The 7,480-nt window shown below is 58.0% G+C and carries 7 protein-coding genes, 1 tRNA gene and 1 pseudogene; 3 read left to right on the forward strand and 6 right to left on the reverse strand.

Going from position 1 to position 7,480, the window contains the following annotated elements:
• Positions 1-230, reverse strand: a 230-nt coding sequence (locus ACOVRA_RS11795; protein WP_421720460.1) for a sodium-dependent bicarbonate transport family permease, incomplete at its 3' end; no start/stop codon positions are given.
• A 107-nt stretch (positions 231-337) separates the two neighbouring features.
• On the reverse strand, positions 338-1,105 hold the full coding sequence (locus tag ACOVRA_RS11800) for an SIMPL domain-containing protein (RefSeq protein WP_421720461.1): 768 nt from the start codon (positions 1,103-1,105) through the stop codon (positions 338-340).
• 173 nt (positions 1,106-1,278) lie between these two features.
• On the opposite strand from ACOVRA_RS11800, the gene ACOVRA_RS11805 reads away from it, so the two are divergent.
• Together ACOVRA_RS11805 and ACOVRA_RS11810 are read left to right on the forward strand one after the other, a co-directional pair.
• A tRNA-Ile gene (locus ACOVRA_RS11805) sits at positions 1,279-1,354 on the forward strand.
• Between the two features lie 302 nt (positions 1,355-1,656).
• Positions 1,657-1,857 (forward strand): annotated as a pseudogene (locus ACOVRA_RS11810) (GIY-YIG nuclease family protein); the annotation flags it as partial.
• Between the two features lie 40 nt (positions 1,858-1,897).
• Here ACOVRA_RS11810 and ACOVRA_RS11815 read toward each other — a convergent pair.
• The 3 genes from ACOVRA_RS11815 to ACOVRA_RS11825 are packed head-to-tail and all read right to left on the reverse strand — an operon-like array spanning position 1,898 to position 4,898.
• Positions 1,898-3,064 carry an acyl-CoA dehydrogenase family protein gene (locus ACOVRA_RS11815; RefSeq protein WP_421720462.1) on the reverse strand — a complete coding sequence of 389 codons (1,167 nt, stop codon included), beginning with the start codon at positions 3,062-3,064 and terminating at the stop codon, positions 1,898-1,900.
• A gap of 2 nt (positions 3,065-3,066) precedes the next feature.
• Positions 3,067-3,873 carry an enoyl-CoA hydratase/isomerase family protein gene (locus tag ACOVRA_RS11820; protein WP_298229977.1) on the reverse strand — a complete coding sequence of 269 codons (807 nt, stop codon included), beginning with the start codon at positions 3,871-3,873 and terminating at the stop codon, positions 3,067-3,069.
• A 14-nt stretch (positions 3,874-3,887) separates the two neighbouring features.
• Positions 3,888-4,898, reverse strand: coding sequence for an NADP-dependent oxidoreductase (locus ACOVRA_RS11825; RefSeq protein ID WP_421720463.1), 1,011 nt, complete (start codon positions 4,896-4,898; stop codon positions 3,888-3,890).
• 121 nt (positions 4,899-5,019) lie between these two features.
• Here ACOVRA_RS11825 and ACOVRA_RS11830 point away from each other — a divergent pair, with 121 nt between their 5' ends.
• Positions 5,020-6,582, forward strand: a complete 1,563-nt coding sequence (locus ACOVRA_RS11830) for an acetolactate synthase large subunit (protein ID WP_421720464.1) — start codon at positions 5,020-5,022, stop codon at positions 6,580-6,582.
• 34 nt (positions 6,583-6,616) lie between these two features.
• Here the strand turns inward: ACOVRA_RS11830 and ACOVRA_RS11835 are convergent.
• A partial coding sequence (locus ACOVRA_RS11835) for an acyl-CoA carboxylase subunit beta (RefSeq protein WP_421720465.1) occupies positions 6,617-7,480 on the reverse strand: 864 nt, incomplete at its 5' end.

The raw sequence follows: 7,480 nt of genomic DNA on the forward strand, positions 1-7,480 counted from the left end.
CCCATAAAGATGGTCGCCAGAAACGGCAGCAACATCGAAGCGCCGGCTGAATTATCGAGTGCAATCCCGCCCTTCAAGCCAATTGAGAACAAGAGGTACATCGAGATGGTCTCGTGTACCTGCTGCGGCACGCGCAAATCACTCTTCACATAGGCAGCAAAAGCTCCAAGTGCAAAACAGATAACAGCGGGCGAGAGGAGGTTAGCAGCGACGAGGTCAAAGTTAAGCATGGCGGGGGCGCTAACGCGAAACCCACCCGTTTGCAAGCTTTGACCCGACGTTTGTGACCACAAAAATGTGATAGCTCGGGGTCGGATCAAAGCCTGACTTCTGGGAGTTACTTCTCGAGCTCAACCTGCAGCGAGATTTGGATCGAATAGCTCACCTCACCAGCGGCAACTGGCGTCGGCGCCGCTGAATCCGCCATCGCGGCACGCGCCATCATCATCGGCATGGGTTGCGGCGGCGTATAGCCACCACTTTCATTGATCGAGACGATACGCTTAACCCGCATGCCCGCGGCCTTGGCATAAAGCTCTGCCCGACGCATAGCGGTCGCCATGGCTTCACCGCGCGCTTGATCCAGCATGGCTTCAGGGTTTTCAATACCGAAGTTTGGCCCATCAATTTCGTTGATGCCTTGGGCAACAAGAGCGTCCATTACCGCACCGATTTGATCGATCTTGCGCAGCTTCAAAGTGACGCGATTAGCAGCCTGATAGCCGACAATGCGCGGACGGGTGCCATTGGTATAGTCATATTGCGGGCTCAATTGCACGCCAGAGGTTTGCATATCCTTGTCGGCAATGCCGGCCGCTTTCAGCGCGACAAAGGCGGCTGACATTTTACGCGCATTTTCTTCCATCGCGGCTTTGGCGGTTTTCGCCGTCGTCACCACCCCTGCCCCCATCGTTGCCATATCTGGGGCTTTCTTCTGATCGGCGCTGACGGTGAAGTTCAGCGTGGTCGGTGTGATAGGTGCAGGGGCCAAACAGCAAGGCGCACCCATAGCAGGGGCGGCCTGGGCCATAGCCGAAAGGGGCACAAAGCCTGCGGCACCCAGTGCGATGGCCGATAAGAGGGTGTGGCGGTTGAAGTTACGCATGATGTATTCCCTTCCCAGATTGGTCGTTTGGTTTCTACCTAAACCAACATGAACAGAGTCTGCACTGCTTTAGGCAAAAAAGAGACCGATCTGCGTTCAAATGAGGACGAGGCTTTTGCACCGCGCCAAAAACCGCTATCTCCCCGCCTCCCGCAGATGGTTCGCCATGGCACGGGTCGTTAGCTCAATGGTTAGAGCCGGCCGCTCATAACGGTCTGGTTGTAGGTTCGAGTCCTACACGACCCACCAGCCTTCGCACTGCGTGCTACGGCTCGGCGAGCCGAAGCGCATAGCGCGTAGGCTGCCTAAGCACCCCACCAGCCTTCGCACTACGTGCTACGGCTTGGCGAGCCGAAGCGCATAGCGCGTAGGCTGCCTGTATATCGAGCCGAAGCGCATAGCGCGTAGGCTGCCTCGGTATACCACGGCGTAGCTCGAAGAGCGAAGCCGGGTTTATCCCGGAGAAGCTCGCAGAGCGAAGCCGGACGAAATGATCAACTCACACATGTGTTTCCCGTGGCTGATCTTCCCAAACATGAGGAAGTTCAAAAATGAAATACGTCTATATTCTTGAAAGTCTCGACGGGCAGCATTTCTATGTCGGCGCAACCGGTGATTTGAAGGCGCGGTTGGCTAAGCACAATGCGGGCGAAGTGACCCACACGTCCAAATACGGCCCATGGCGCATCAAGACGTACATCGGATTCTCCGATGACACCCAAGCTTGGGCCTTTGAGAAATATCTCAAATCCGCTTCCGGCCGGGGCGTTTGCAAAGAAACGTCTTTAAAAATTAAGACTTCATCCCCCAAAGCCCCGCGAGGTTATTTTTCTGCATGTCGCTGGACCCACCGACGATGCGCATGCCGAGGAGATCGCGGACGTGGCGTTCCATGTCGAAGGCGTCTGACAAAGCATAAGCGCCCAACACGCGTTGGCAGATCAACGCGATTTCAGCCGCCGTGTCGGCGACGAACAGCTTGGCCATGCTGGACTCAATGCCACAGGGCAGGTTTTGGGTGGCGAGCCATGCCGCGTGATAGAGCATATGCCGACAAGCTTCGAGCTTGGTGCGGGCTTCGACCAGCGCGTGGCGGATAGCTTGATGGCCAGAAATGACTTTGCCAAATTGCACGCGCTCTTGCGCATAGGCCCAGGCCTCTTCAACGGCGGCTTGCGCGATCCCAAAAGTGACGGCGGTGATTTCGAGTTTTTCAACGTCCAGCGCGCGGCCTGCCAACATGCCCCAGCCCTTGCCCCATTTCTCAAGGCCACCGACGATGTGGGAAACCGGGATGCGGGCATTGTCGAAATAGACGTCGCTCGACAGCGTATAGCGCAGATTGACGTGCTCAATCGGCTGGAGAGTCACGCCCGGGGTATCTTTCGGGATCAGAACGAAGGCAAGGTTTTTGCGCTTCTCGTCGCTTTCGGTCCGGATCAGGCAATAGATATAGTCGGCAAAGTCAGCCCCTGTGCACCAGCGCTTGGCCCCATTGATCACGACATGATCGCCCTCAATCACGCCGCGCGTGGTGACACTGGATAAGTCCCCGCCCACATCGGGTTCAGACAGGCCATAGCAGAACATGAGCTCGCCCTTGGCCAAGGCCGGTAAATAGGCGGCCTTTTGGGAGTCATTGCCATTTTCAGAGATATTCATCCCGCCATAGAAAGCGCAATGAATGAAGGGCCCTGCCAGAAACGCCCCTGCCCGGCACAATTCCTCAATCACCGCCACAGCGGCGTAGACGTCTTGGCCAAGGCCGCCAAATTCTTCTTCGACCGTCAGCCCGCAAATGCCCATGGCGGCAAGCTCGGCAAACAAGTCGCGCGGCCAGGTGTGGGTACGGTCCCACAATTGGCGCTTTTCGCGTGGGGCCTTGGCCTCCACAAAGCGGCGCAACTGGTGGCGCAATTCGGTGACGTGGTCGGGTTCCGGGGCAAAGGCGTGTGGCAAATCTATTCCCCTGTCAGGTTCATTTTGCGCTTTTCTTTAAAGGCGGCGACCGCTTCGGCCCGGTCCTTGGCCATGTTGGACAAGGTCTCATAGGCGACAGCGGCATCCATGGTGAGATTGGCCGCTTGACGCAATTGCTGGTTCATCACGACTTTGGTCCAGCGCACAGCCCAACGCGGATTGCCCAGGATTTTGCCCGCCATTTCCGCGACCTTGCTGTTGAGCTGGTCAGACGGAACGGCATAATTCACAAGGCCAATGCGGGCGGCTTCTGCGCCAGAGATTAAGTCCCCTGTCAGCAGCATTTCCTTTGCCCGCGCCACACCGATCAAAGCCGGCCAAATTACCGCCCCGCCATCGCCAGCCACGAGGCCGACCTTCACATGCGGGTCGCCAATCTTGGCGGTGTCTTCGGCAATAATCACATCGCACATCAAGGCAATCGTGGCCCCAAGGCCAGCCGCTGCGCCATTCAGACGGCAGATGATGGGCTTTTCGAGTTCTAAGAGAGATAGCACGATCCGCTTGGCATCGGGTGCAATGGCGCGGAAGCTGGCGGGATTGCTGATCTGTTCGTCAAACCAATCCAAGTCGCCCCCCGCACAGAACACACGGCCCTTCCCGGTCAGGACGATCAGATCGCTGTCAGGATCGCGTTGGCAGTCGGTAAAGACGCGGGCCAATTCCTCATGCATGGCCTCATCGACACCATTTACGGGATTATTGCCCGCAATGGTGACGACCAGAACGCGTTCGCCATAGCCTTGGTCATAGGCAAATTGGATGCGGGAATAGTGCTGAAACTCCATGGCGCTTACCCCGCTTAAATGCGCGCAATCCGGCGACCAAATGTGGCACCGGGCTGGAACAAAGCGCAAAAGGCCGCAGGCAGGCTTTCCACACCCTCAGAGATCACTTCTTTCAGTTTGAGTTGGCCGCTTTTGATCATAGCAGCGGCTTCGGCTTGGGCTTCCGGGAAGGCGCGCAAATCGTCAAACACCACTAGGCCCTCCATCTTCAGGCGATGGGTGATGAAGCGATCGGTATTGCGAATGCCAACGCGGTCAGGCAGCGCGACATTATAGTCCGCCACTTGGCCCGACACCACAATGCGGCCAAAGGGGCGCATCAAGGGCAGGATGGTATCAATCATCGCATTGCCGACATTATCAAACAACACATCTGCCCCCTCGGGCATGGCAGCGGCAAGGTCAGCAGCAAAGGTGGGCGAGCGATAGTCGATCACGTCATCAAAGCCCGCTTCGGCCTTCAACCAATCCGATTTGTCGCCAGCACTTGCCACGCCCACAACACGCGACGCGCCCCATGCTTTGGCCAATTGCCCAGCCGTTGCGCCAACCGGACCCGCCGCAGAGGTGACGATCACGCGGTCACCTGGTTTAATCTGGCCAATGCGCTTGAGGCCGAACCAAGCGGTCATGCCGGGCACGCCCAAGACGCCGATCCAAGCCGATAAAGGCACGTCCAAGTCTGGCAATTTCGCACAATAGCCGCGGCCATTGGAAATAGATTGGCTGGCCCAGCCCGACCCCAAGGTCACCAATTGGCCGACTTCAAAGGCAGGGTTTTGGCTTTCCACCACATGGCCAACGGCAAAGCCATCAATCGGATCGCCAATTTTCAAGGCCCCCGCATAGGAATCGGTACCCGACAGGCGCGACCGTGTGCCGGGGTCGGCTGACACGAACTTATTTTCCACACGGAACTGGCCTTCTTTCAAAGGCGGAGCCTCAAACGTCTCGAGCTTGAAGTCCTCCAGAGAGGGGGTTCCGGTGATGTGGCGGGCGAGGGTGATACGGTGAATCTGGGTCATGCCTACACCTTGGCCCGCAATGGCCGCCCTGTCAGCCCTAAAGTGCATCTGATCTGTTTTGCTGTCGTGACAGTCGTGTATGGCTCGGGCAAGGATTGGCGAAAGACAGATGAGGCAAAGCATGACCCAAGAAACCGACACCCGCACCGGCGCAGACCAATTGGTGGCGACTTTGGCTGAACATGGGGTCACGGCCTGCTTTGCCAATCCCGGCACCAGCGAAATGCATCTCGTCCAAGCGCTTGACCGAGAGCCGCGCATTCGTTCGGTCTTGTGCTTGTTTGAAGGGGTGGCGACGGGTGCCGCCGATGGCTTTGCCCGGATTGCCGGAAAGCCTGCGATGACGCTTCTGCATCTGGGCCCGGGCTATGCCAATGGCGCAGCCAATATCCATAATGCACGCCGCGCCTATGCGCCCATGGTCAATGTTGTGGGCGATCATGCCACCTATCACCGCACCTTGGATGCGCCCTTGGCCTCAGACATTGAAACCTTGGTAAAGCCTAATTCCCGCTGGGTTGGTGTGGTGGAGAAGGCCAGCGAAGCAGGGGAAAAAGCGGCCAAAGCCTTTGTTGAAACCATGGGCCCGCCAGCTGGACCTGTGACCCTGATCTTGCCCGCTGACAGCGCATGGAGCCAAGCTGGCCCCGATGCGCCGCGTGTGTCGGTTCCGGGCCTATCGCTCGTGGACCCGGCCCAAGTCGAAGCGGTGGCCGATGCCATTCAATTAGCGCAAAAGCCTGTGGTGCTGGTCAATGGCCCTGCCCTCTATGATGAAGCCGCTTTGAAGACCATGTCGCGTCTAAAGGCTGCTGGGGTGCGGGTTTTATGCGATACCTTTGTGGGCCGTCTGGCGCGCGGTGCAGGCCGTTTCGGGCCAGACCGGATGGCCTATTTTGCCGAAATGGCGATGGAGGATTTGGCTGGCGTTGATCTGATGATTTTGGCGGGCACAGGCGTGCCGTGTGCCTTTTTCGCCTATCCTGGCAAGCCCAGCATTTTGGTGCCCGAAGGCTGCACCACCATCGAGCTGTCGGCCCGCAGCGAAGATACCGCCGAAGCCTTAGCTGCTTTGGCCGATGCCTTGGACGCCCCAGACGCCCCACCAGCGCCTGCGCGCACCGAACAGCCCCTGCCGACTGGCAAGATCACGCCTTATACCTGCGCCACGTCCTTAGCGCGCCATATGCCCGATCAAGCGATTATTTCCGATGATGCAGTCACTGCAGGCCTGCCGCACTTCATGGCGACCCAGACGGCTGCCCAACATGATTGGCTGTTCCTGACCGGTGGCGCGATTGGCCAAGGCCTGCCCTTGGCGGTGGGTGCCGCTGTTGCAGCCCCAGACCGGAAAGTGATTGCGCTGACTGGAGACGGCGCAGGCATGTACACGCTGCAAGCCTTGTGGACGATGGCGCGCGAACGCCTGCCCATCGTGACGGTGGTTTTTGCCAACCGCTCCTACCGTATCTTGAATATTGAGATGGGTCGCACGGGGGCGGGCCAACCAGGCCCTGCCGCAAGCTCCATGCTCTCACTCGACAAGCCCGCCCTCAACTGGGTAAAATTGGCCGAAGGTCAAGGGGTTGAGGCGGTTTCCTGCGACACCGCCGAAGCCTTTGATACCGCCCTTGCCCGCGCGTTGGCGGCCAATGTTCCGGTGCTGATTGAAGCGGTGATGTAGGGCCGCTTAGAGGCCCTAGGACTCAATTCTCGCTTTAAAGCGGAATATTGTCGTGCTTCTTCCACGGGTTCTCAAGCTTCTTGTGCTTGAGGGCGCGTAGCGCTTTGGCGACGCGGCGGCGGGTAGAGTGGGGCATGATGACGTCATCAATATAGCCGCGCTGAGCCGCTACAAACGGATTGGCGAAGCGGTCTTGATATTCTGCCGTGCGGGCCGCAATGGCTTCAGGGTCGCCCATATCGGCGCGGAAGATAATCTCCACCGCCCCTTTGGCACCCATGACGGCGATTTCTGCTGTCGGCCACGCATAATTGACGTCGCCCCGCAAATGCTTGGAACTCATGACGTCATAGGCGCCGCCATAGGCCTTGCGGGTGATGACGGTGACTTTCGGCACCGTGGCTTCAGCAAAGGCAAACAACAGCTTCGCGCCATGTTTGATCAAGCCGCCATATTCCTGCTTGGTGCCCGGCATGAAGCCCGGCACGTCGACAAAGGTCACGATGGGGATGTTGAAGCAATCACAGAAGCGCACAAATCGCGCGGCCTTGCGGCTGGAGTCGATATCCAAAACCCCTGCCAAACTCATAGGCTGGTTAGCCACGACGCCCACGGTAGAGCCTTCGATGCGGGCAAAGGCGGTGATGATATTCTTGCCAAAGTCCTTGGCGATCTCGAAATAATCGCCGTCATCAACGACCTTTTCGATCAATTCCTTCATGTCATAGGGCTTGTTGGGATTGGCCGGAACCAAGCTATCCAAGCTCATTTCCACCCGCTCTGGATCGTCATGCGTAGGCCGCGTGGGTGGCTTTTCGCGGTTTGACAAAGGCAGATAATCGACCAAGCGGCGCATCTGGAACAAGGTATCGAAATCATTGTCAAAGCTGCCGTCAAT

The sequence above is a fragment of the Aquidulcibacter sp. genome (assembly GCF_049239865.1).
Taxonomy (GTDB): Bacteria; Pseudomonadota; Alphaproteobacteria; order Caulobacterales; family Aquidulcibacteraceae; genus Aquidulcibacter.